26 protein-coding genes are annotated in these 22,537 nt (G+C 74.7%); 6 read left to right on the top strand and 20 right to left on the bottom strand.

The genetic code is table 11. The features are described 5' to 3' along the window. Positions 1 to 17: 17 nt before the first annotated feature. The 3 genes from ACFY61_RS14950 to ACFY61_RS14940 form a co-directional block, all read right to left on the bottom strand. Positions 18 to 1,394, bottom strand: coding sequence for an AMP-binding protein (locus ACFY61_RS14950; RefSeq protein ID WP_389471658.1), 1,377 nt, complete (start codon positions 1,392 to 1,394; stop codon positions 18 to 20). Positions 1,395 to 1,810: 416 nt separating this feature from the next. Beyond that, complete coding sequence (locus ACFY61_RS14945; RefSeq protein ID WP_389471655.1) at positions 1,811 to 2,077, bottom strand: hypothetical protein; 267 nt, start codon at positions 2,075 to 2,077, stop codon at positions 1,811 to 1,813. An 81-nt stretch (positions 2,078 to 2,158) separates the two neighbouring features. Beyond that, entirely contained in the window at positions 2,159 to 2,593 is a 435-nt protein-coding gene (locus ACFY61_RS14940; RefSeq protein ID WP_389471652.1) for a VOC family protein, read from the bottom strand. 158 nt (positions 2,594 to 2,751) lie between these two features. On the opposite strand from ACFY61_RS14940, the gene ACFY61_RS14935 reads away from it, so the two are divergent. Both ACFY61_RS14935 and ACFY61_RS14930 read left to right on the top strand, forming a co-directional pair. Then, on the top strand, positions 2,752 to 2,946 hold the full coding sequence (locus ACFY61_RS14935; RefSeq protein ID WP_389471649.1) for a hypothetical protein: 195 nt from the start codon (positions 2,752 to 2,754) through the stop codon (positions 2,944 to 2,946). 163 nt (positions 2,947 to 3,109) lie between these two features. Then, a complete protein-coding gene (locus ACFY61_RS14930; protein WP_389471646.1) occupies positions 3,110 to 4,054 on the top strand; it encodes a poly-gamma-glutamate hydrolase family protein in 945 nt (314 codons plus the stop codon). Positions 4,055 to 4,092: 38 nt separating this feature from the next. On the opposite strand, the gene ACFY61_RS14925 is transcribed toward ACFY61_RS14930, so the two are convergent. Continuing rightward, complete coding sequence (locus tag ACFY61_RS14925) at positions 4,093 to 5,145, bottom strand: hypothetical protein (RefSeq protein ID WP_389471645.1); 1,053 nt, start codon at positions 5,143 to 5,145, stop codon at positions 4,093 to 4,095. A gap of 744 nt (positions 5,146 to 5,889) precedes the next feature. On the opposite strand from ACFY61_RS14925, the gene ACFY61_RS14920 reads away from it, so the two are divergent. Beyond that, a complete protein-coding gene (locus tag ACFY61_RS14920; protein ID WP_389471642.1) occupies positions 5,890 to 6,480 on the top strand; it encodes an NADPH-dependent FMN reductase in 591 nt (196 codons plus the stop codon). A gap of 25 nt (positions 6,481 to 6,505) precedes the next feature. On the opposite strand, the gene ACFY61_RS14915 is transcribed toward ACFY61_RS14920, so the two are convergent. Beyond that, positions 6,506 to 7,003, bottom strand: a complete 498-nt coding sequence (locus tag ACFY61_RS14915) for a GNAT family N-acetyltransferase (RefSeq protein WP_389471640.1) — start codon at positions 7,001 to 7,003, stop codon at positions 6,506 to 6,508. A 712-nt stretch (positions 7,004 to 7,715) separates the two neighbouring features. On the opposite strand from ACFY61_RS14915, the gene katG reads away from it, so the two are divergent. Beyond that, entirely contained in the window at positions 7,716 to 9,902 is a 2,187-nt protein-coding gene (gene katG / locus ACFY61_RS14910) for a catalase/peroxidase HPI (protein ID WP_389471637.1), read from the top strand. 258 nt (positions 9,903 to 10,160) lie between these two features. Beyond that, entirely contained in the window at positions 10,161 to 12,425 is a 2,265-nt protein-coding gene (locus ACFY61_RS14905) for a catalase (RefSeq protein WP_389471636.1), read from the top strand. A 59-nt stretch (positions 12,426 to 12,484) separates the two neighbouring features. Here ACFY61_RS14905 and ACFY61_RS14900 read toward each other — a convergent pair whose 3' ends face one another. The 14 genes from ACFY61_RS14900 to ACFY61_RS14835 form a co-directional block, all read right to left on the bottom strand. Then, entirely contained in the window at positions 12,485 to 13,360 is an 876-nt protein-coding gene (locus tag ACFY61_RS14900) for a potassium channel family protein (RefSeq protein ID WP_389471634.1), read from the bottom strand. 18 nt (positions 13,361 to 13,378) lie between these two features. Then, positions 13,379 to 15,109 (bottom strand): PP2C family protein-serine/threonine phosphatase, encoded by a 1,731-nt coding sequence (locus tag ACFY61_RS14895; RefSeq protein ID WP_389471632.1) that lies wholly within the window; start codon positions 15,107 to 15,109, stop codon positions 13,379 to 13,381. A gap of 200 nt (positions 15,110 to 15,309) precedes the next feature. Then, positions 15,310 to 15,708 (bottom strand): hypothetical protein, encoded by a 399-nt coding sequence (locus tag ACFY61_RS14890; protein WP_389471629.1) that lies wholly within the window; start codon positions 15,706 to 15,708, stop codon positions 15,310 to 15,312. A 47-nt stretch (positions 15,709 to 15,755) separates the two neighbouring features. Continuing rightward, positions 15,756 to 16,034 carry a gas vesicle protein K gene (locus ACFY61_RS14885; protein WP_389471626.1) on the bottom strand — a complete coding sequence of 93 codons (279 nt, stop codon included), beginning with the start codon at positions 16,032 to 16,034 and terminating at the stop codon, positions 15,756 to 15,758. After that, positions 16,031 to 16,219, bottom strand: coding sequence for a gas vesicle protein (locus tag ACFY61_RS14880; protein WP_389471624.1), 189 nt, complete (start codon positions 16,217 to 16,219; stop codon positions 16,031 to 16,033). Before ACFY61_RS14880 ends, ACFY61_RS14885 begins: the two co-directional genes overlap by 4 nt. Beyond that, complete coding sequence (locus tag ACFY61_RS14875; RefSeq protein ID WP_389471623.1) at positions 16,216 to 17,112, bottom strand: GvpL/GvpF family gas vesicle protein; 897 nt, start codon at positions 17,110 to 17,112, stop codon at positions 16,216 to 16,218. The genes ACFY61_RS14880 and ACFY61_RS14875 overlap by 4 nt, the downstream gene beginning before the upstream one ends. Next, positions 17,109 to 17,459, bottom strand: a complete 351-nt coding sequence (locus tag ACFY61_RS14870; RefSeq protein ID WP_389471621.1) for a gas vesicle protein — start codon at positions 17,457 to 17,459, stop codon at positions 17,109 to 17,111. Before ACFY61_RS14870 ends, ACFY61_RS14875 begins: the two co-directional genes overlap by 4 nt. Next, entirely contained in the window at positions 17,456 to 18,160 is a 705-nt protein-coding gene (locus tag ACFY61_RS14865) for a cyclase/dehydrase (protein WP_389471618.1), read from the bottom strand. Before ACFY61_RS14865 ends, ACFY61_RS14870 begins: the two co-directional genes overlap by 4 nt. Then, complete coding sequence (locus ACFY61_RS14860; protein ID WP_389471616.1) at positions 18,153 to 18,506, bottom strand: hypothetical protein; 354 nt, start codon at positions 18,504 to 18,506, stop codon at positions 18,153 to 18,155. Before ACFY61_RS14860 ends, ACFY61_RS14865 begins: the two co-directional genes overlap by 8 nt. Next, the gene (locus ACFY61_RS14855; RefSeq protein ID WP_389471613.1) at positions 18,503 to 18,739 is read right to left on the bottom strand and encodes a gas vesicle protein GvpG; all 237 of its coding nucleotides are present in this window, start codon (positions 18,737 to 18,739) and stop codon (positions 18,503 to 18,505) included. Before ACFY61_RS14855 ends, ACFY61_RS14860 begins: the two co-directional genes overlap by 4 nt. After that, a complete protein-coding gene (locus tag ACFY61_RS14850) occupies positions 18,739 to 19,461 on the bottom strand; it encodes a GvpL/GvpF family gas vesicle protein (RefSeq protein WP_389471610.1) in 723 nt (240 codons plus the stop codon). Before ACFY61_RS14850 ends, ACFY61_RS14855 begins: the two co-directional genes overlap by 1 nt. Continuing rightward, complete coding sequence (locus tag ACFY61_RS14845; protein ID WP_389471607.1) at positions 19,458 to 19,892, bottom strand: gas vesicle structural protein GvpA; 435 nt, start codon at positions 19,890 to 19,892, stop codon at positions 19,458 to 19,460. The genes ACFY61_RS14850 and ACFY61_RS14845 overlap by 4 nt, the downstream gene beginning before the upstream one ends. Before the next feature lie 57 nt (positions 19,893 to 19,949). Next, the gene (gvpO, locus tag ACFY61_RS14840) at positions 19,950 to 20,270 is read right to left on the bottom strand and encodes a gas vesicle protein GvpO (RefSeq protein ID WP_389471604.1); all 321 of its coding nucleotides are present in this window, start codon (positions 20,268 to 20,270) and stop codon (positions 19,950 to 19,952) included. A gap of 109 nt (positions 20,271 to 20,379) precedes the next feature. After that, the gene (locus tag ACFY61_RS14835; protein WP_389471602.1) at positions 20,380 to 20,661 is read right to left on the bottom strand and encodes a WhiB family transcriptional regulator; all 282 of its coding nucleotides are present in this window, start codon (positions 20,659 to 20,661) and stop codon (positions 20,380 to 20,382) included. A 180-nt stretch (positions 20,662 to 20,841) separates the two neighbouring features. Here ACFY61_RS14835 and ACFY61_RS14830 point away from each other — a divergent pair, with 180 nt between their 5' ends. Continuing rightward, positions 20,842 to 21,297, top strand: a complete 456-nt coding sequence (locus ACFY61_RS14830) for an ATP-binding protein (protein ID WP_389471600.1) — start codon at positions 20,842 to 20,844, stop codon at positions 21,295 to 21,297. Positions 21,298 to 21,320: 23 nt separating this feature from the next. Here the strand turns inward: ACFY61_RS14830 and ACFY61_RS14825 are convergent, their stop codons facing one another. Further along, positions 21,321 to 22,373 (bottom strand): mechanosensitive ion channel family protein, encoded by a 1,053-nt coding sequence (locus ACFY61_RS14825; RefSeq protein WP_389471598.1) that lies wholly within the window; start codon positions 22,371 to 22,373, stop codon positions 21,321 to 21,323. Between the last annotated feature and the right edge of the window lie 164 nt (positions 22,374 to 22,537).

Here is a 22,537-nt window from a genome sequence, read left to right as displayed (position 1 = left end):
GACTGGCGATCAGGGGGTCAGCCCGTCGGGAGCTCGCCGCAGCGGCCGGTCACCACCAGGCCGCCGTCCGGGGCGCGGCGGGCGAGGCGGCCGGTACGGAAGTAGCCGTCGGCGGTGAAGGAACGGGCGTCGTGGCCGGACGACCGGTAGTAGCCGCGCGCCGTGTACGGCCCCCGGGCCAGGAGTTCGCCGGCCTCCCCCTCGGGCACGTCCCTGCCGTCGGCGCCGACGAGGCGGATCTCGTCGTCCGGCGACAGCGGGTGGTGACCCGGCTCGGCCGGCACGGTGTCGCCGCAGCCCGGGGCGGCGGCACGGGTGAGCAGCAGCGGGCCCTCGGCCATCCAGAACGCCTGCTGCACGTCGCAGCCCAGGGCGGCGCCCAGCCGGTCGGCGGTGGTCCGCGGCACGGGCGGCACGCTCGCCTCGGAGCCGATCTGCACCAGCCGCAGGCCACCCGGTCCGGCGCCGGCCGCGGGCAGCGCCTCCAGCCAGCGCTCGGCGGTGGCCGGTCCGACCGAGGTGAGGGTGACCCGCTCCCGCCGAAGGGCCCGCAGGCAGGCGCCGGGGTCCGCGGGGTCGGCCAGGACGACGGTGCCGCCGACGGAGAGGGTGCCGATGATGCCGGGGCAGCCGAGGGCGAGGCCGGAGCCGGCGGGCAGGGCGGCCAGGTAGACGTCGTCCCCGCCGAGCGACACCCGTTCCGCGGCGGCCCGCGCCTGGTAGGCGTAGTCGTCGTGGGTGCGCGGCACGAGCCCGGTCCCGGCGGTGCCGCCGCCGTCGGCGAGCAGGAGGAACGCCGGCCGGTCGGCGCGCTGGATCAGGGCCGGCTCCGGCGGCGCGTCGACGGAGCCCAGCGGGGCGTACTGGCAGCCCGCCGGGTCGGTGGTGAGGCCCCCGTACGGGGAGGCCGAGCCCGGCTCCTCCAGGGTGAACACCCGCCGCAGGAAGGGCCATCGCGCCGCGATGTCCGCGGCCACCGCCATGTGGTCGACGCCCTGGTGCGTCGCGGGGGCGACGTAGCCCACGGCCTGTGTGACCCGTACCAGTTCGGGGAGTTCCGCGGCGGGGTGGGAGAGCGGGCAGAGCACGGGGACGGCGCCGGCGCGCATCAGCGCGAACACGGTGACCACGAACTCGGGGACGTTGGGCAGCTGGACGACGACCCGCATCCCGGGCCGGATGCCGCGCAGCCGGATCCCGGCGGACAGGCGGTCGACGCGGCGGTTCAGGTTCGCGTAGGTGAGGCGGGTGTCACCGTGCACCAGGGCGGTTCGAGGTCCGTACTCCAGGGCCCAGCCGCGCAGCAGGTTGTCCAGCGTGTAGCCCCGCCAGTGGCCGGCCGCCCAGTAGCGGTCGACGAATTCCTCGGGCCAGGGCGTGCAGCCGTCGAGCATGGTGCCCTTCGCTTCCTTCCGTGCCGGTTGACCACGGCAGTCCAGTCGGTCGGTGCCGCAGCGGGCAAGGCGCCGTCCCGACCAAGCGAGCCCGGGCCTATCGGCGGAACACCCAACTCACGCCACTGACCAGTGGAAAGCGGGAAGCCCGGGGAGGGCCGGGTCAACCGGGGTGAAGCATTCCGCCGTAGGCGACGGGCAGTTCGACGGGCCCTTCGCCGGGCAGTCGGGCCGGGTCCTCGCGACGTGCGGGCCTGCCGGACGGTGGGCGGCGAGAGCGCCCAGCAGCCGGTCCACCGCCCGCGGACGGGGCCGCGCCGCCGCTCGCCCCGGCGGGGGGGGAAGGCCCGGCCGACCGGGCGGCGGAGAGCCGCGCGTGGACGGGCCACCCCACGACGGCTCCGGGGAGCCGGTGGTCACTTCAACAGGCCGCCGAGGGCGGTGGAGTTGGACGGGGCCGGGGACAGGCCGGACGTCAGGCCGGAGACCTGGCGCTTGGCATCCCGGACGGTGGGCTTGAGGAAGCCGAGCGAGAGGAGGTTGTCGAGGCTGAGGGGGCCGACGAGGGAGCCGAGCGGGTCGGCCGGGCGCTCGGCGGCCTGGGCGGCCTGGGCGGAGACCAGTCCGAGGACGACGGCGAGGGCCGCGCCCGCGGCGACGCGGGAAAGGTTGTGGTGAGCCATGCCCCCACTAACCGGGACGACCCGCCCGAGGTCACCTGGACGCCGTGTCGTTCCCCCGGCCGGCCCATCGCTCCGCCAGGATCAGTCGAGGCAGAACTCGTTGCCCTCGACGTCCTGCATCACGATGCACGACTCGTTCTCCTCGTCGGCGGGCAGGAGCCGCAGCCGTACCGCGCCGAGCGCGACCAGACGTGCGCATTCGGCCTCCAGCACGGCCAGGCGCTCCTCGCCGACGAGGCCGGCGCCGGCCCGCACGTCGAGGTGCATCCGGTTCTTGGCGACCTTGCCCTCGGGAACCCGCTGGAAGAACAGCCGAGGCCGGACACCCGCGGGGTCGACGGCCGCGAACCACGCCCCGCGCTCCCCGGGCGGCAGCGAGCGGTGGAACTCCTCCCACGTGGCGGAGCCCTGCGGCGGCGGCGGTACCTCGTAGCCGAGCACCTCGCACCAGAAGCGGGCGACGCGCTCGGGCTCCGCGCAGTCGAAGGTGACCTGGAACTGCCTGATCGTTGCCATCGGGCCACCGTACAGCGGGGCCGCGTCCCTGGCCTGCGATTATTCGCCCGGCCCGGTTCCCGCCCGGGCCGGAGCCGGGCGTGATGCGATCTCCCGCCTTTCGTGGCAGCGTCGTCGGCAGGAGCCTGGACGGCACGCGCACGGAAGGAGTCACCGGCATGGGCGGTAAGCAGGACAGACGCCGCGAGCGGGACGAGCACCGGAGGCGGGGCGAGGACCGCGGCGAGGAGCGGGCCCGCGCGGGCGGGGACACCGGCGGCGACCCCTCCGCCGGGAAGAACCCGCAGGGCAAGGGCCCGGACGAGATCACCCGGCGCCGCGAGGACGAGCAGGCCCGCGACGAGGAGCGCTGACCCGGCCGTGCGGCTGGACGAGTCGGGCCGGGCCTGGCTCATGGTCGTCACCGTGATCACGGTCATCCTCGCGGACCTGGCGGCGATCGTGCTGATGAACACGGTCGGGCACTGAAGGGCACCCGCCGCCGGTGGCCGCCGTGACCTCGTGCATGATCGCCGCATGACCTTCACCAGCCGACGTACCCTGCTGACGTCCATGGCCGCCGCGGCCGCGACCCTGCCCCTGCTCAACGACGTGGCCGGGAGCGGTGCCGTCACCGCCGTCGCCGCCGAGGTGCCCGAGCAGGCCTCCAACACGGTCCTCTACAGCAACCCCAAGTACCGGGAGGGCGAGCACTGGATGCGGCGCTTCCGCACGCACCCCCGTCCCCCGCTCTCCGACAACCTCAGACACGGCAGCGCCCCCGTCCGCAGCACCGCGATCATCGCGCCGCACGGCGGCGGCATCGAGGCCGGGACCAGTGAGCTGTGCCTGGCCATCGCCGGTTACAAGCCGTTCCGTGAGGACGAGGTCGGCACCACCGTCGACCCCGTCGACATGGAGGCGATGAAGGTCCCGGGCGTGCCGCAGCGCGACTACTGGATGTTCGAGGGACTGGCCCTTTCGAACGAACTCCACGTCACCTCGACCAACTGTGACGACCCGGCCGCCCTGGCCGTCTGCGGCGAGAACATGTACGCCGTCTCCCTGCACGGCTTCCTCCCCGACGGCCCGGGCGAGAACCCCGACGAGAAGAAGATCCTCATCGGCGGCCGGGACCAGCGGCTCATGAGGAACCTGCGGGCGGCGTTCAAGCGGCACGGGCTGACCACCGGTCACACGGATCCGGCCCTCAACGTGACCGTGGTCCTCGCGGGCGTCGACAGCCCGCTGAACGGCGACGACGTCGACAACATCGTCAACCGCACCCGCACCGGGGCCGGTGCGCAGCTGGAGATCTCCACCAAACTGCGCCACGCCATGTTCGAGGACATCTCGGGAGCCGCCGACCGCCGGGCGACCGCCGGCAAGGGCCCCGGCCACCAGGCGCACTTCTGGAACGCCTTCGTCAACGCCGTGCGCGAGGCGGTCGACCGGCACGAGCGGGGCATCGCCGACGCGTAGGGGACGCCCGGCCGGCCCTCACGGCCCGACGGCCCGGCTCAGAGCGGGCTGTGGGGGCGCTCGGCGCCCTCGCGTCCCTCACGCAGGGCGGCGACCAGCTCTCCGGGCTCGGGCCGCGGCCCGCTGCCCAGGTGGCGGATCCCCTCACCCTCGGGGGCGGTCCCGGTGGGCCTGCCGATCGGATGCCGGCGGTTGGTCGCGGTCCGCCACCCGAAGCGCTCGTCCCACACCAGGGCCGGCGCCGGCTGACCGGCTTCGAGCCACACGACAGCGGCGAGGGGCTGTCCGTCGAGCCGGCGCATCTCCACGTCGGCCTGCCGGGCGATGCCCGCCTCGGCCAAGAGGGCCGCGGTCCGCTGCAGGTACGGCTTGACGCTGCGGGCGTACAGCTCCCGTTCGGCCCTCGCGATGGCACCGCGGTGGGTGCCGGCGGGGTAACCCAGCCGGCGGGCGGCGGCCTTCGGGTCCAGGTCGGGCTCGGCCTCGACGAGGTCGGCGATCCGCCGGCCGCGCAGGGTGGCCAGGCCGGACTGGGCGGTGGGGAACTTGGTGATGCCCAGGGTGTCGGCGACGGCGTCCACGGTGATGGCGGGGTCGGCGTCCAGGAGCTCGGCGATCCGCGGCAGGATCCGGTCGCGGGGGATCGTGTCGCCGCTGCCCGCACGGCGGCCGCCGCCGGCACCGCGGCCGGGGCGACCGTCCTTGTACGCGAGGACCAGGCGGCGGGGCCAGTGCTCGGTGCCCTTGCGGCCTTCGGGCACGAGGACCACGCCGGCGACCAGGTCCGGGGCGTTCTTGTACGAGTTCCAGGTCACGGGGCTGACGCCGAGCAGCTCGGCGGCCTCGTGGCGGTCCAGGAGGTCCTCGTCGTCGTCCACGCCGGGCAGCTCGGGGACCGGCTCGCCCGCGTAGTAGGCCCTGGTCTGCTCTGCGTCCCATAGCTGGGCCCGGGAGTTGGGCGAGCTGATCGGCGCCGGGTGGTCTTCGGCGGCGTACGGCTTCTGGTTCCGGAGGGTGGTGAGCTTCTTGCCGAGGGCGTCGGCCAGGTCGGCCATGGTCTGGACGTGCTTGAGCCGTCCGGCGCGGATCATGCTCTTCTCCTCCATCACGGGAGTCGGTTCGGGTGGCACGGCACGCCGGGCCCCGGCGGCCCGTCCGTCGCAGAAGCGGGCGGCGGCCCCGACGGGTTCGCGAGCACGCCGGCAGCGGGGATGACGGCGACGCCGACCTCGGCCAGGACCTCGGTGGGCAGTTCGGTGTCGGCGAGCCGCCACGACCCGTCGACACGGGAACATTACCCACGGCACACTGAGCGGCCCGCAACCGCGCGTGATGCGGCGGGGCTTGGCGGGGTTCCGCACCACCCGCGGCGAGGCGGGCGGCCCCGGCCGAGGAGGGAGGCGCGGGGGCGGGGACCGCGCTCCGCTGCGGGCGGGCGGCGACGTCCGGTCGCGCGGCCGCCTCAGCCGGTGCCGAGGGCGGCCCGGAAGTCCGCCGGGCTGAGCGCATCGTGCTGGTGGGCGGCACGGCACAGCGCGCGTCGGCCCGGTCGCCGGCCCCGGCCGCTGCTCGGCCCCGGCGGACAAGCCGCCCGGGCAGCCGACCGCCGCAGTCCACGGGGCGGGGCGCGGAGGACGTGGACGCGCTCCTCATCGTCCGCTGCCCCGGCGGGAGCCGCCCTCCGCCGGTGTTTGACCTCAAGCGGACTTGAGGTCCTAGGTTACTCGTGTGACCCCGCAGCGGGTCAGAACACCCGTCGCCGACAAGGGAGATGACGGTGCGCCGGCTCCGGCGCGCCCCCGCTCCCCCGCGGCCCCACCGGATCGAGGAAGCCCATGTCCCAGCACCCCCTCAGGATCGGCGTCGTCATCGGCAGCGTGCGCCCCGCCCGCTTCGCCGACACGGTCTCGCGGTGGTTCCTCTCGGAGATCGGCAAGCGCGAGGACATGGAGGTCCATGTCCTCGACCTCGCCGAACCGGCGGTACTGCGGGAACTGACCGGCCAGTTGGACCCCTCGGGGGCGACGCCCGCCGATGAGCCGGGGCTCGCCGCGCGCATCGACGGCATGGACGGCTTCGTCGTCGTCACGCCCGAGTACAACCACGGCTACCCGGCCGCACTCAAGCTGGCCGTCGACCAGGCCTACCGGGAGTGGCGGGCCAAGCCGCTGGGGTTCGTCTCCTACGGCGGGGCGGCCGGCGGCCACCGGGCGGTGGAGCAGCTGCGGCAGGTCTTCGCCGAGCTGCACGTGGTCACGCTGCGGGACACGGTCAGCTTCCACACGGCGTGGGAGCGGTTCGACGAGAACGGCCGCCCGTACGACGAGGACGGCACGGCCAAGGCCGCGGGCGTGATGCTGGACCAGCTGGCCTGGTGGGGGCACACCCTCCGCGAAGGCCGCGCCGCCAGGCCCTACGAGGGCTGAGCCCCGCCACGCCTGCGCCCGCACCTCAGCAGGGGCGTTCGTACTCCACTTGGGTCAGGGGCTTCCCGTCGCCGAAGTCGCAGCCGCGCACGGCACCGCTCTCGGTGAACCCGCACTTGGCGTAGAACCGCCGCGACTGGGGGGTGTCGCGCAGGGTCCACAGGTGCACCCGCGCGAAGCCGTCGGCCCTCAGGCGGGCCAGCGTCTCCGCCATCAGGGCGGGGGCGGCTCCGCTTCCCCACCCGTCGGGGTGGTTGTAGAAGCTGAGGATCTCCGCGTGCCCGGGACGGGCCGCGGACGGGCCGAACGCGGACAAGGCCCGTGGCCGGTGGTCGAGTTCGGCGACGAGGATCGTCGTCGTGTCCTGGGTGACCCGGTCGTGCCAGCGGGTGCGCCTGTCGCCCACCGCCCGTGCGGCGAACGCGGGTTCGAAGAACGGGGCGTAGACGGCCTCCCAGGCCGCTGCGTGGATCTCGCCGAGGGCGTCTCCGTCCCCCGGACCGGCGCGGCGCACACTGATCATCCGACCACGCTACCAGCGGCCGCCGCCCCCGGGCACCCGGTTCCGCCGGGTCCGGGGGCGGACCACACCGGCCCGTCCCGGCCACGCGCCCGGCCGGACCCCCACTGGCCGCCCTCGGGCTGGAAGCGCGGCCCCGGCCACGCGCCCGGCCGGAGCCGCGCTGGCCGCCCTCGGGCTGGAGGCGCGGCCCCCGCTTCGGGCTCTGGCCCGGCACCTTCAGCCCCGCCGGCGATTGAGGCGCGGGGTGCGGGGCAGCGCCCCACGAGCCGGGCGGCGCCCCCGCCGGGCCCGCTCAAACGCCGCTCGGGCTGGAACTGCGGCCCCGGCCCACGCGCTGGGCGGGAGCCCCGCTGGCCGCCCTCGGGCTGGAAGTGCCGCCCCGGCTTCGCGCTGCGGCCCGGCACCTTCAGCCCCGCCGGCGATTGAGGCGCGGGGTATGGGGCGGCGCCCCACACGAGCCGGGCGGCGCCCCCGCCGGGCCCGCTCGAGCGCCGGTCGGGCGGGAACGCCGCCCCCGCCCGGGTGGCGCCGCGCGCCGCCCGGGCGGGTTTTCCGGAGTGAGCGTGTTGTCGAAGCTCCGCGGTCCCCGGTGCGCGACCATAACGGACGCCTAGACGGCTCAATCGTCGGCGCCGGGTGTGGGGACGGACGTCTCGCCGGCCTTCTGGTGCCGCGTCGGCCGGAAAACCCCGAGACAGGAAGAAGGACGCTCGTGTCCCGCAGCGAAAGCGAGAACCCGGCAATCCCCTCCCCGGCCCCCGAGCCGACGCGGCCCAGGACGAACCAGGACTGGTGGCCGAACCAGCTGGACCTCCAGGTCCTGCACACGCATTCGCCCCGCGCCAATCCGATGGGCGAGGAATTCGACTACGCGGCGGAGTTCGCGAGCCTCGACGTGGAGGCCCTCAAGCGGGACGTCTTCGAGGTGATGACGGACTCCCAGGACTGGTGGCCCGCCGACTACGGGCACTACGGCCCGCTGTTCATCCGCATGAGCTGGCACGCCGCGGGCACGTACCGAATCGCCGACGGGCGGGGCGGCGGCGGCAGCGGCGCGCAGCGGTTCGCCCCGCTCAACAGCTGGCCGGACAACGCGAGCCTGGACAAGGCGCGCCGGCTGCTGTGGCCGGTCAAGCAGAAGTACGGGCGGAAGATCTCCTGGGCGGATCTTCTGGTTTTCGCCGGGAACTGCGCCCTGGAGTCCATGGGGTTCAAGACGTTCGGGTTCGGGTTCGGACGCGAGGACATCTGGGAGCCGGAGGAGATCTTCTGGGGGCCCGAGGACACCTGGCTCGGTGACGAGCGTTACAGCGGCGACCGGGAACTCACCGGGCCTTTCGGTGCCGTCCAGATGGGGCTCATCTACGTGAACCCGGAGGGGCCGAACGGCAATCCGGATCCGCTCGCCGCGGCCCGGGACGTCCGCGAGACGTTCGGGCGCATGGCGATGAACGACGAGGAGACGGTCGCGCTCATCGTGGGCGGCCACACCTTCGGCAAGTGCCACGGCGCGGTCGACCCGCAGTACGTCGGCCCGGAGCCGGAGGGCTGCCCCGTGGAGGCGCAGGGGCTCGGCTGGCACAACACGTACGGCAGCGGCAAGGGCGGTGACACCCTCACCAGCGGGCTGGAGGGTGCCTGGACCAACGAGCCGACCCGGTGGGACAACGGGTACCTGGACAACCTCTTCCGGTACGAGTGGAAGCTGACGAAGAGCCCGGCCGGCGCGCACCAGTGGACCCCGGAGGACCCGGAGGCCCAGGGCACCGTGCCGGACGCCCACGACCCGTCGAAGCGGCACGCGCCGATGATGCTGACCACGGACCTCGCGCTGAAGGTGGACCCGGTGTACGGGCCGATCTGCCGGCGCTTCCACGAGAACCCGGACCAGCTCGCCGACGCCTTCGCCAAGGCCTGGTACAAGCTGCTGCACCGTGACATGGGGCCGGTCTCCCGCTACCTCGGCCCCTGGGTGCCCGAGCCGCAGCTGTGGCAGGACCCGGTCCCGGCGGCCGGCCGGGAGACGCTCTCGGCGGCGGACGTCGCCGGCCTGAAGGAGCGCGTACTCGCCGCGGGACCGTCCGTACCGCAGCTGGTCGCCACCGCGTGGGCGTCGGCCGCCACCTTCCGCGGCACCGACAAGCGGGGCGGGGCGAACGGGGCGCGGATCCGGCTCGCCCCGCAGAGGGACTGGGACGTCAACGTGCGGGCCGGGGCCGCCGAGGTGGTGCGGGTCCTGGAGCAGGTCCGGCAGGAGTTCGAGTCCCAGTCCGGCGGGAAGCGGGTCTCCCTCGCCGACCTGATCGTCCTGGGTGGGTGCGCGGCCGTCGAGAAGGCGGCGCGGGACGCCGGGCACCCGGTGGAGGTGCGGTTCACCCCGGGCCGTACGGACGCCTCGCAGGAGCAGACCGACGTCGACTCCTTCGCCGTGCTCGAGCCCGCCGCGGACGGGTTCCGCAACTACATGCGGTCCGGGGAGAAGCTGGCGCCCGAGACGCTCCTGCTGGACCGGGCCAACATGCTGACGCTGACCGCTCCGGAGATGACGGTGCTGGTCGGCGGCATGCGGGCGCTGAACGCCAACGTCGGGCAGTCCCGGCACGGCGTCCTCACCGAGCGCCCGGAGGCCCTGACCAACGACTTCTTCGTCAACCTGCTCGACATGCGTACCGAGTGGAAGGCGTCCGCCACGGACGAGGGCGTGTACGAGGGCCGGGACCGGGTGTCGGGCGAGGTGAAGTGGACGGCCACCGCGGTCGACCTGGTGTTCGGGTCGCATTCGCAGCTGCGGGCCGTCTCGGAGGTGTACGCATGCGCCGACGGGCAGGAGAAGTTCGTGCGTGACTTCGCGGCCGCGTGGAGCAAGGTCATGGAGCTCGACCGGTTCGACCTGGTCTGAGGCGTACGCCGGGCCGGCCGCCGCCGTCGCCGTTGCCGTCGCCGCCGGCCGGCCCGCCGGCCGGCCCGGCGTCCGGCCCGGCGTCCGGCCGCAGCCGCCCCCGCAGCCGGCACCGCGCCCGGACGCGCGCATCCGGAAGTGCGACCTCATCCGGTTCGTCCCGATTCGCCGGCGAGGGGTTCAGGCCGTCCGGCCCGGGCAGGCGCGGGAGCGATCCGCCCCACGAGGGCCACGCGCTCACGTCTGGAGACCACGCCCATGGCCGAGAACCGCCCCACGGACACCGCCGCAGCCAGTTCCGGAGCCCACGCCGCGGACGGGGGCCCCTTCGTGCCGGGCCGGCCGGCTCCCGTGCCCCCGGAGGTGCGCGAGCCCACCGAGCCGCACGATCCCCTGCCGCCCAAGCCTGACCAGTCCGGCCCCGAGACGGTGGGGCCGACCGGGCAGCCCACCGGCGCCGACCGGGCGCGTACCTCACAGAGCGGCGCCTACCTGACCAACGCGCAGGGCACCCGCCTGTACGAGACGGACCACTCGCTCAAGGCGGGCCCGCGGGGGCCGGTCGTGCTCCAGGACCACCACCTCCGCGAGAAGATCACCCACTTCGACCACGAGCGGATCCCGGAACGGGTGGTGCACGCCCGCGGCGCCGGGGCCCACGGCGTCTTCAGGGGTTACGGAACCGCCACCGAGGTGACCCGGGCGGGGTTCCTCGCCAAGGACGTGGAGACCCCCGTCTTCGTGCGTTTCTCCACCGTCCTCGGCTCCCGGGGCTCCGCCGACACGGTGCGCGACACCCGAGGATTCGCGACGAAGTTCTACACCGACGAGGGCACCTTCGACCTGGTGGGGAACAACATCCCGGTGTTCTTCATCCAGGACGCGATCAAGTTCCCCGACGTCATCCACGCGGGCAAGCCGCACCCGGACCGGGAGATACCGCAGGCGCAGAGCGCGCACGACACCTTCTGGGACTTCGTCTCCCTGCACACGGAGGCCACCCACCACACTCTGTGGAACATGTCCGACCGGGGCATACCGCGCTCGTACCGGATGATGGAGGGCTTCGGCGTCCACACCTTCCGGCTGACCGACGCCTCCGGCGGGACCTGCCTGGTGAAGTTCCACTGGAAGCCGAGGCTCGGCGTGCACTCCCTGGTCTGGGAGGAGGCGCAGGTGATCGCCGGTACCGATCCCGACTTCCACCGGCGCGACCTGTTCGACGCCATCGAGGCGGGCGCCTTCCCGCAGTGGGAGCTGGGCATCCAGGTCTTCCCCGACACCCCCGAGCAGACGTTCGAGGGCATCGACCTCCTCGACCCCACCAAGATCGTCCCTGAGGAGCTCTCCCCGGTCCAGCCGATCGGTCTGATGACCCTCAACGCCAACACGAGCAACTTCTTCGCCGAGACCGAACAGGTCGCCTTCCACCCCGGCCACCTCGTGCCCGGGATCGACATCACCGACGACCCCCTCCTCGCGGGCCGGCTCTTCTCCTACCTGGACACCCAGATATCCCGGCTGGGAGGCCCCAACTTCGCCCAGCTCCCGATCAACCGCCCGCACGCGGGCGTGAACGACATGCTGCGTGACGGCATGCACCAGACGGCCGTGCACACGGGCGTGGCGCCCTACCACCCCAACAGTCTGGACGGCGGCTGCCCGTTCATGGCCGGGGCTGACACCGGGGCGTTCGTGGAGACCCCGGTCACCGTCCCCGAGGCGGCCAAGGTCCGCGAGGCGCCGGCCTCGTTCGCCGACCACTTCACCCAGCCGCGCCTGTTCTGGCTGAGCATGTCCCCCACGGAACGCGAGCACATCATCGCCGCGTACACCTTCGAGCTGGGCAAGTGCCACGAGGTGGCCATCAGGGAACGGCAGCTGACCGTGCTCGCCGAAATCGACACCGAACTGTGCGCGCAGGTCGCCGCCGGGCTCGGCCTGCCCGTGCCGCCCGCCACCCGGCCGCTGCCCGACGTCCGCCCCAGCCCCGCCCTGTCGCAGCTCGGGCGGACCTGGCCGGTGGACGGCCGGGTCGTCGGCATCGTCACCGACGGCACCGGCGGCCTGGACGGCGTACGGGCCGTCCGCGACGCCGTCGCCGCCGCCGGGATGGTTCCCCTGGTCATCGCCCCGGCCGGCGGTGTCCTCGGCGGCGACGGCCCGGACGGCCGGGTGCCGGTGCAGCGCACCTTCGCGACGGCACGCTCCACCGAGTTCGACGCCCTGCTGTTCGCCGGGGTGCCGGCACCCGCGGCGGACGCCTCCGGAGCCCGAGACGCCAAGGCCGGCGCGCCGGACGCCGACCACGCCGACCCCCGTGTGCTGCTCCTGCTCACCGAGGCGTACCGGCACGGCAAGGCCCTCGGCGGCTGGGACGGCGCCGAGCGGCTGCTGGCGGCGGCGGGCGTGCCCGCCGACGCGGAGGGCGTCGTACTCGGGGAGGACGGCCCCGGCGTCCTCGGACAGCTGGCCGGGCTGCTGCCCGCCCACCGGGTCTGGGAACGCTTCCCCGCGGCCTGACGCGGCGGACCGGGAACCGGGGCCGGCCGGGGACCCGGGCGGGGACCGGCCGGGACCGGTCAGGGGCCGGCGTGGCGGCCGTGGTCGCGGGCGAAGGCCTCGAACACCTGCCGCGCCGTCCCCCCGGTGTGCAGGAAGCGCCGGTCGAGGGTGACGGCCAGGTCCTCCAGCGCCGCCCGTAGCACGGCCGCCGCGAGCCGCACGTCCGGGTGGCGGGCCGCGGAGGCTTGGTCGGCCAGGTTCCCGGCGTCCGGCAGGCGGGCGGCCAGGGACGTGCGGTCGTCCCCGTCGTAGAAGTAGTAGGACTCGGCGTACTGCATGAAGTCGACCGTGACCACCGAGACGGCGGCGGCGAGGCCGTCGATGACGGCGGCTCCCGCGTCGGTGTCGACCTGCTCCGCCGACGGATGGGTGCGCGCCAGGTGGGAGAGGCGCAGCGCCAGCGCCCGGCGCCGGGCCAGGGCCGGGAAGATCCCCAGCGTCCACGACACGGTGGCGGTCAGCAGCGCGAACCCGACCAGGGACTCCAGCGGGGCGAGGACGCGGAGCCAGCCCGCGGTGGGCGAGATGTCGCCGAGGCCGAGCGTGGAGACGTGGACCAGGGAGACGTAGAGGGCGTCGGGGAACCCCGCGTGCTCGGCGGGCCGCAGACCCTCGGCGTAGGTGAACGCGCCCGGCATGTGCGGCCAGTAGACCAGCGCCCAGCCCACCACCACCGTCACGGCCCACACCGCGACCACGGCCACCATGGCGAGCGGCCCGGCCAGCCCCGACGCCCGCCTGCGGGCCGACATCCTGCCCGCCACCCGCCACGCGGACGACATGATCAGCCGGCTGAGGCCACCGTGGCGGGTCGGGTGCCACAGCGTGTGGAAGACGTCCCGCAGGACGTAGAGCACCAGGACGGCGCCGACGGCGTTGGGGAACCAGCTCACGCGGCTCACCTTCCCCGGTCAGAGCACTTCGACCACGACCACGCAGGTGTCGTCCGCCAGCCGGCCGTCGGCGTAGTGGGCGACGACCGAGCGGAGCGTCTCGCGGGCGTCGCGGCCCGCGCAGCCGGCCAGGTGCCGGCGCAGGGAGTCGATGCTGACGTCGAGGTCCTCGTCCCGCCGCTCGACCAGGCCGTCGGTGTACAGCACGAGCAGGTCACCCGGTTCCAGGTGCGCGGTGGCGGTCGCGTACTCCTGGCCGGGCAGCAGGCCCAGCAGCGGCCCCCGGTGCCCGGCGGGCAGGGCCGTGGCCCGGCCCCCGTGCAGCAGCAGCGGCGGGGGGTGACCGGCGCAGGCCCAGGTGAACCGCCGGTGGTCCTCGATGTGGCCGATGACGGCGGTGGCGGTCTCGGCCGAGGAGTCGGCGCAGATCAGCTCGTTCAGCCAGGTCGTGAGCCGCCCCGCGTCGCTGCCGGGGGTGTGCGCGAGGCCGGCCAGGGCGTGCCGCTGCTGCGCCATGCGGGCGACGGCCGGAAGCCCGTGCCCGCAGGCGTCACCGATCGCGAGCAGGACCCGGCCGTCGGGGAGCGCCCGGCACTTGTACCAGTCGCCGCCGACGGCGGCGTCCTCCTCGGCGGGCAGGTAGGCCGCGGCGACCGCGTACCCGAGGCCGGCGATCTCCGAGGAGTGGGTCGGGAGCAGCGCTTCGCGCAGGGCAGAGGCGACCCGCCGTTCGGCGGCCGCCTCGTCGCGGAGGCGCTCGGACTGCTTCCGGCTGGCGGCGAGCCGCTGCCGGCTGCGGATCTGGGTGGTCAGGTCGCGGGCGATCAGGTGCAGGGACCAGGGCAGGCCGTCGGTGGAGATCACGGGGCGGCCGACGACGTGGAGGGTGCGGACGTCCCCGTTCACGCTGAACCGGATCTCGCTGCCCGGCGGCTCCTCGCCGTCGAGGAGCGCCCGGATCAGCCGGCCCCAGCGCGGCACGTCGTCGAGGAGCACGGAGTCGCACAGTTCCAGCAGGCCCATCGGGCGTCCGGGCGCGGTGCGGAAGATGGTGCTGAGCCCCTCGGACCAGGTGGTCTCCCCCGACAGCAGGTCGAACGAGGCCCAGCCCATGCCGGCGATGTACTGCGCTTCCAGGGACATCAGCTCGGCCGGGTTGTGCGCGGGTCGCCACGTGGCGAGCACCTGGCCGGCGCAGGAGGAGGCGTCGTACAGCAGCTTGGCGCGGTGCAGGCCGTCCGGACGGCGCTCGGTGTAGTCGACGGGGTAGGCGCGGAGCGCCCGGCCGGTGTGCAGGACGTCCTTGAGGGCGTCGAGGAGTCCGGCGCCCTCCGCTCCGGGGCGGACGTCGAGGAGCCGCTTGCCGACCTGGCGGTCGGGGGCGTCGAGCCATGCGGCGGACCGGACGTGGTTGCCGGCCCGGATGACGAAGTCGACGGTACGGCCGTCGTCGTCCGTGACGGGGGCCAGCAGCGCGGCGGAGACGGGGATGGCCGGCAGCGTGGCGCACACGCACGACCACGGGTCGTGCTCTCCCTCGCCGACGGGGCAGGAATGGCCGTGGTCGGGGCTGCCGCCGCAGGGGCAGGCCACGGCGACCGTCGGGTCGTGCGTGCCCTCCTCCGTGTCCTCATCGGGAATCGCCGTCCGTACGCCGGCCGTGTGGCCGGCCGCTGCGCGCAGCAGCGCCACCTCGCGGACGATGAGCTGCTTGAGCCCTTCCGGGTCCTGCGGTACGGCCGGAGTCATGTCGCCTCTCCCCACTGGCGGGGCGGCGCGCCCCGCACACCACCGGCGCCTGCCCGGCACGGGGCGGCTCACACCCTGGTGGGCCGGGTGGCGGAGGCGGGCGAGGCGGGGCGGATGCCGCCGGCGGGGCCGGCGGTACCGGCGGGGGTCGTGGGGCGGGCGGCCGGGGGGAAGGGCCGCCCGCCCCGGCTTCGGGGGTGTCAGAGCCGTCCGCCGGTCAGCCGGGACAGCGGGCCCCGGCGGCGCAGTCCGGCGCGCCGGCCCGTCGCGTACGAGACGGCGACGAGGACGAGGGCTCCGGCTGCGCCGGTGGGGACGGCCCCGCGGCCGCGGACCAGGGTCCACACGGACCCCAGCGGGCCGGCCGGGCCGGCCGTGGACCGGACGGCCTGGGCGGCGGTGGCGGTCTTCTCCGCTATCCGGGAGGGCAGGGCGGTCAGCGTGCCGGCCGTCTCTTCCTTGGCCTCGCCGGCGGTCTCGCCGGCGGTCTTGGCTCCGGCCCGGGCCGCGCCGGTGGCGCGCTCGCGGGTGGTGCTCCCGTCGGAACCGGAGCGGTTGGAGGAGGAGTTGGAACTCGCGGGCTTTCGGGATGCAGTCATGTCCTCGCGTCTGACCGGCTCCCGCCGCGGTAAACCCCCCGAATCGCTCACGGATTGAGGAGGTTGCCGAGCGGGCCCAGGTCGAGGTCCAGGTCCTCGGGGGTCAGGCCGAAGCGGCCGCGCAGGACCGCCATGCGGTCCTCCAGCAGCATCAGGGTCAGGCCGAGCCGTTCCTCCTGGTCCTCCGTCAGGTCGCCTGTCTCGACGCGCCGGAGCGCCTGGCGTTCCATCAGCTGCCGCAGCAGCTCGACGACGGTCAGGACCAGGCGGGCCAGGTCGCGCTCGACGGTGTCGGGGTCGAGTTCGACCCGCTGCTTCCGGGTCATGGGGTCACCTCCTCCCAGGGCACGGGTACGGCGTCGTGGACGGAGCTGACGAGGGCCTTGAGGTCGACGCGCACGAGGTCGACGCCCGCGACGGACAGCGTCAGGTCGCCGGCCAGGACGACGCCCCCGGCGAGGAGCCGGTCCAGCAGGTCCACCAGCGCGATCCGGTCCTCGCCGGGGCTCATCGGGCCGGGCCCGCGTCGTCGTGCGCGGCGGCGAACGAGTACGGCACCCAGGGGCCCGTGACCTCCACGTGCAGCCCGGCGCCGAGTGCCCCGGGAGCGGGGACGGCGTCCAGGAACTCCTGGCGCCCGCCGACGGGGACGAGGTAGGCGGCGTTGAGGATCTGCCGACCGCCGTGCCTGCCGTCCTGCCCGCCGTCCGCCCCGGACAGCCGGCCGTCCTGCGGGGGGTGCAGGACGGCCGCGGCGGCGTGGCGCGAGAGCTCCCGGTGGAGGTCCTGCGCGGTGCGGGCGAGGAGGGTGCGGGATGCCTCCCGCGCGCGCCGGTCGTCGAGGCGCCGCCTGAGGTAGCCGCGCCCGGAGGTGCCGTCCGCGCCGTCGGGCCGGGGCGTGCCCTCGGGGCGGGGCGTGCCGTCGGGTCCTCGGGGGCCGTCCGGGGGGGCCGTGCCCTCCGGTCCTCCCGCGGTGCCGCCGGCGTCCGGGCCGGGGGCGTCCGGGCGTGCGTAGAGCTTGACGCCCCACTCCTGGGCCCCGGTCAGCCGGTCGATGGCGGCGGCGAGGCGTTCGCCGGCCTCCGAGAGCATCCGGCGTACGCCGTCCTCGCCGCGGCAGACGGTGGCCAGCCGCAGCGGGACGGTCGTGGTGACGTCGCCGACGGCGGCCACCACGCCGTGGTGCGCGCGGGCGACGGCGGACAGCCAGTCGAGGTCCTCCAGCCCGGCGCGCAGCGGCTCCTCGTCGAAGTGGCGGGGGTCCACCGGCTCGACGACGGCGGCGTGCCGTCCGTCGCCGACCAGCCGCAGGCCGCCGCCGAGCGGTGCCGGGAGGTCGGGGAGTGCGTCCGCCGCGGACGCCTCGATCACCGTGTAGGCGTAGAAGAGGGGGATGTCGGTCACGGCTGCTGCTCCTGCTCGTGCTGTGCTTCCTGGGCGTCGGGCCGGCCCCGCTCCAACTCGGCTATGCGCCGCCGGAGTTCCTCCAGCTCGCGGGCCGGCTCGGGGCGGCGGGCGCGCGAGGAGAGGGCGGGGTCCCGTTCCCACCAGTCGATCCCCATCTCCTTGGCCCGTTCCACCGAGGCGACGACCAGGCGCAGTTTGATGGTGAGGAGTTCGATGTCCAGCAGGTTGATGCGGATGTCACCGGCGATGACCACGCCTTTGTCGAGCACGCGTTCGAGGATGTCGGCCAGGTTGGCGCCGCCGCCCTCGTCGTAGGGCCGCGGCAGGCCGGGCGGCGTGGTCATGGGGTACCCCCCTCGTCGCGGGGATCGCCCGGGAGGGCGAGGGAGCGGGCGTAGGCCTCCAGGCCGAGGCGGGCCCGCCGGTCCTGCGCACCCCACAGGCCCGCGACCCGCGCGGCCGGTCCGCGCGGGCGGTGCTCCTCCGTCAGCAGCACCCGGGTGAGGTCCTCGGCGAGTGCGTGGAAGGTCACCACGCAGCACGCCGAACCCCCGGCGCCTTCACGGGTCCAGGCGATGCGCTCGCCCGGGGTCCGGTCGGTGACGTGGACGGTGCCGCCGCCGGGCGGCCGGCCCGGACCGGCGAGGTCCGCGCCGGCGAGGTCCGGGCGGCGGGCCCACCGGTCGTAGGCCTCCCGGACGGGGACGCCCACGTCCACCGAGGCCACGGTGATCGACGGCCGGGCGGGCGGCGGCCGGCGGGCCGTGCGCAGCAGGCGGGACGCGCCCACGGCGACGGCGGCCCGCAGAGGGCCGCGGCCCCGGACGATCCGCCGGGCGTAGTCGAGGGCGACGTCGCCCAGCAGCGGGGCGTCGCCCTGCGCGAGGCCGGTCAGGACGGCCGCGGACCGGCCGAGCAGCCGTCCCGCGGCCGCCAGGGCGCACTCCGTCCGGGCCACGAGGTAGCGCTCCAGTTCCCGGCGGAGCCGGTCGGCCCCGGGGCCGTGGGCGAGGCCGCCCCCGCGGAGGGTTCCGGGCTCAGCCATCGTCGTCGCCCCCGGTCGAGCCGGTGAGGGCGGCCAGGCGGTCCCGGGCGTCCTCGGTGCGCTCGTGCAGGCGGTCGGCCACCGCCCCGAGCTGCCGCTCCAGCAGCGTGGTGACCGCCGCGGATCCGACGCCGCGGAGGTCCTCGCCGATCCGCGCCCGGATCTCCGCGAGCTCGGGGTGGTCACCGAGGGCGCCGCGCACGGCGGCCGCCATCGAGGCGGCCTCGGGTTCCAGCCGCCGGGCCAGCAGCAGGGTGCAGACGGTGAGGGCCCACTTGGCCTTCCGGGTGCGGCCCAGCACGTAGCCGGCGCCGACGGCCAGTCCCATCGCCACTCGGTGGTTCATCGCGGTCGCGCCCCTCCTTCCAGTCGGGCCAGGAGCTCGTCCTCCCGGCGGTCGAACTCGGCCTCGTCCATCTCGCCGTTCTCGTACGCGGCCACGAGGCGGGCGAGCTCGCGCTGGACGACGGCCGGGTCGTAGTACTGCCGCTCGGCCTCCGCGACCACCTGCCGCAGCACCCAGCCGGTCCCGCGCACGGGTGCGAGCGGCAGCAGCAGCACCTCGCCGAGCAGGCCCATCAGTCGGCCTCCGCGAAGCTGTACGCGGGCAGCGGCCCGGTGACCTGCACCTGGAGGTGTTCGTGCTGCTCGTGCAGGGCGCGCACGGCGTCCAGGAACTGCTGCCGGCGGTCCCGCTCGACCAGGAAGGACAGGTTGGCGAGCCAGCCGCCGCTCTCCGGTCCGTGACGCAGGGCCGCCGCGTACGGGGTCAGGGCGGCCTCGATGAGGGCCGCGTCCGCCTTCTCGCGTTCGGCGACCGCGCGGGCCACCTGCTCGCCGAAGGCGAGGCGGGCGGCGTGGGTGCCGCCGTCGGCGCCCGACCGGTTCGCCTCGTGCCGCTCCCTGAGGGCGGGGTCGGCGGAGAGCACGGCGTACAGGACGGCTTCCTGTTCGTGGGAGGCCTTGACGTTGAACTCGTCCTTGCCCTCCAGGGATTCGAGGCATTCCAGGTACTCGCTCCGGCGCTGGTCGAGGACGGCGGCCACGGTGTCGTCGTCGGGTGAGACGCCGCCGAACCGCAGCGGCAGCACCGGGCCGGACGCCCCGGCCTGGATCACCACCCGCTGGTGCGCCAGCAGGTCGCGGCGTTTGGGCCGCAGTTCGGCCGGTGCGTCGCTGACCAGGGCCAGGAGGGGGCCGCTGCGCACCGTGCGTACCGGTTGCGCCGGTTCTCCGACGCCGTCCAGGGTGTCGGGGAGGTCCTGGGAGGCGCGGGCGATGGCGTACACGTAGGTGCTCATTCCTTCTCCTCCCGGCGGCTGTTGCCGGTCCTGCGGGTCGTCCTGCTCTCGGTCTTCTTCTCGTCGGCTTCGGAGCGGGCCTGCTCGAAGGCGTCGGAGATGGTCTGTGCGGCGCCGCTGAGGGCGCCCTTGGCCTTTCCGCGCGCCCCGGACTCGGTCATCTGGCCCACGAGGTCGGGCAGGCCGGGGTTCTTGCGCGGCCCGGACTCCAGGTCCAGGCGGTTGCACGCCTCGGCGAACCTCAGGTAGGTGTCCACGCTGGCGACGACGACCCGTACGTCGATCTTGAGGATCTCGATGCCGACCAGGGAGACCCGGACGAACGCGTCGATCACCAGGCCGCGGTCCAGGACGAGTTCCAGGACGTCGTAGAGGCCGCTGGAGCCGCCTCCGGAGGAGGCCGGCATGGGCTGGGCGGGGAGGACTGTCATGGTTTCCGGTTCCCTCTCGTGTGGGAGCGGGGCGGGTGGGCGGGGGCGTCGGCGGTGTCAGTCCCGGTCCGCGCGCCCGCGTTCGTAGCGGCGGGTGCGCCGGTAGCCGGTCAGTTCGCCGTTCTCGTCGATCTCGACCTCGTACGAGGCCAGCAGGCTCATGGTGTCGGGGATCCGGGACAGCTCCAGGACCTCGGCCGACACGGTCCAGGTGCCGTCGTCGGCGCGTCGGCAGGAGCTGACCGCTTCGGCCTGCCGGCCCAGCAGCCGCGTCAGCTGCTCCAGCGCCGTCTGGATGACGTCCGCCGCGGAGAGCCCCTGCGTGCCCGCCGCCTTCCGTGCCTTGCTCGATGTGCCGTTGTCGGGACTGTCGGCCAATGTCTTTCCTCCTGCCGCGTATGGCCGCCCGACACCCCGTCAAACATCCGCGGCCGGAATGTGGGCCGAGCGGGGAGGCCGTCGGGTGCCGGGCTCCGGTGATGGTCCGTCAGCCGACGGCCTGCCCGACCAGGGCGCGCCGTTCGCGTTCGGTGAGGCCGCCCCATACTCCGTAGGGCTCCCCCACCCGCAGCGCGTGGCGGAGGCACTCCGTCTGTACCGGACAGAGCGCGCAGACCTCCTTGGCCGCCTGGTCGCGCACGGAGCGGGCCTCGCCGCGCTCCCCCGTCGGGTGGAAGAACGTCTCCGTGCCGAGGTCGCGGCAGGCCGCGCCCTCCTGCCACAGCCAGTGGTGTTCCGATCGGCCGGGCAGACGCGACACGTTCGGCATGGGTGGACTCCTCTCCTCCGCTGCGTGGACCTTGGGGTTCCCCACTCGTCTGGCCTCGGCTCGCGTTTTCAAAACACCTGTGCGGACGACCGGTTCGGCGCGGCTCCGCAGCGGATGGGCGCGACCGCGCCGGGTATACGCGTGCTGGCAGAGCGTCAGACAGAAGGGCGGGTGGGGACGATGGGAATGCGAGCGGTCGGCTGGGCGCACTCGTTTCCGGTGGCCGAAGGGGTCCGGGCGGCCCGCCGCTGGACGGCGGACCACCTGGAGACCCTGCCCTGGACCCGGGAGGCGCCGGACACCCTGCACTCCGTCCTGCTGGCCGTGTCGGAGCTGGTGACCAACGCGCACGTCCACGCGGCGAGCACCGCCCGGCTGGTCCTCACCTGGGACGGTGACTGCCTGCACGTGAGCGTCGCGGACGCCGACCCGCACCTGCCGCGGCCGAGGCAGGCGGCGGCGGGGGCGACGTCGGGACGCGGCCTGGGCATCGTCGACGCGCTCGCGGACACTGTGGACGTGCAGCGCTGCCCGCGCGGCAAGGCGGTCACCGCGTGCTTCCGGCCGCCGGCCGGGCCCCCCGAGGCGGACGGGCAGGCGGAAGGCGGGCACGGCGAAGGCCCCCCGCCGTCCTGACGGGGGGCCGTGCGGTCCGCCGGTCAGGTCTCGTAGGGGGCCGGGGCGGCCGCGGAGGTCGAGACGCGGGGCAGGGCGTACGGGTGTTTCTCGGCCAGCCAGGCCACGAGCCGTTCGCGTACCGCGCAGCGCGTGGTCCACAGGTCGTCCGGGTCCTTCGCGGTGACGATCGCCCGGATGACGACGGTCGTCGGGGTGGTGTCGGTGACCGCGAGGTCCCAGCCGCGGCCGTCCCAGGTGTCGCAGTCGTCCAGGATCTCCTTGAGCTTCTCGCGCATCAGGGGGACGGGGACGGTGTGGTCGCAGTGGAGGAACACCGTGCCGGTCATCTGGATGCCGCCACGGGACCAGTTCTCGAACGGCCGGGAGGTGAAGTACGAGACGGGCATGGTGATCCGGCGCTCGTCCCAGGTGCGTACCGCGAGGAAGGTGAGCGTCACCTCCTCGACGACGCCCCACTCGCCGTTGACGACGACGGTGTCGCCGATGCGCACCATGTCGCCGAAGGCGATCTGGAAGCCGGCGAAGAGGTTGCCGAGGGTGGACTGGGCGGCGACACCGGCCACGATGCCGATGATGCCGGCCGAGGCCAGTACGGAGGTGCCGACGGCGCGGAAGTCGGGGAAGGTGAGCAGCATCGCGGCCGCGGCGACCACGGCGACCACGGCTGTGACGATCCTCATGATGAGGGTCACCTGGGTGCGGACCCGGCGGACCCGGGAAGGGTCGCGGGTGCCCAGCGCGTAGCGGGCGTAGGAGGATTCGACCACGGCGGAGGCCACGCGTACGACGAACCAGGCGCCCGCCCCGATCAGCACCAGGGTCAGGATCCGTCCGACGGCGGTCTCGTGCTCCCGCAGCGGGCGCCACTCGGTCCGCGCGTACGCCGCGCGCAGCAGTGCGGCCAGGAGCAGGACCCGCAGCGAGGTCCGGCAGCGGCGCAGCATGTGCCAGAGCGGTGTCTCGGGATGACGGGCGTCGGCGCGGCGCAGCAGGAGGTCGGTGAGCCAGCCCACGGCGAGGGTGAGCAGGACCGCTCCGCCTATGACGGCCGGTAGCTGGAGAAAGGGGTTCATGGCTCCTCGGCGTCGGGTTTCGGGGCAACGGTTCTGTCCCGCGTTCCCCGGCCCCACCGCGGCAAACCGGCGGGCCGGCCGGGGACGGGGGCCGGTGGAGGGGGTCCGCGGGGCCGGGTGTGGTGCTTGTCGGGGGCCTGGCGCGGGGCTCCGCGCGGGCCGGG

The organism is Streptomyces sp. NPDC012888 (assembly GCF_042900645.1).
Classification (GTDB): Bacteria; Actinomycetota; Actinomycetes; order Streptomycetales; family Streptomycetaceae; genus Streptomyces.
This window is presented reverse-complemented; position numbering and strand designations above follow the sequence as displayed.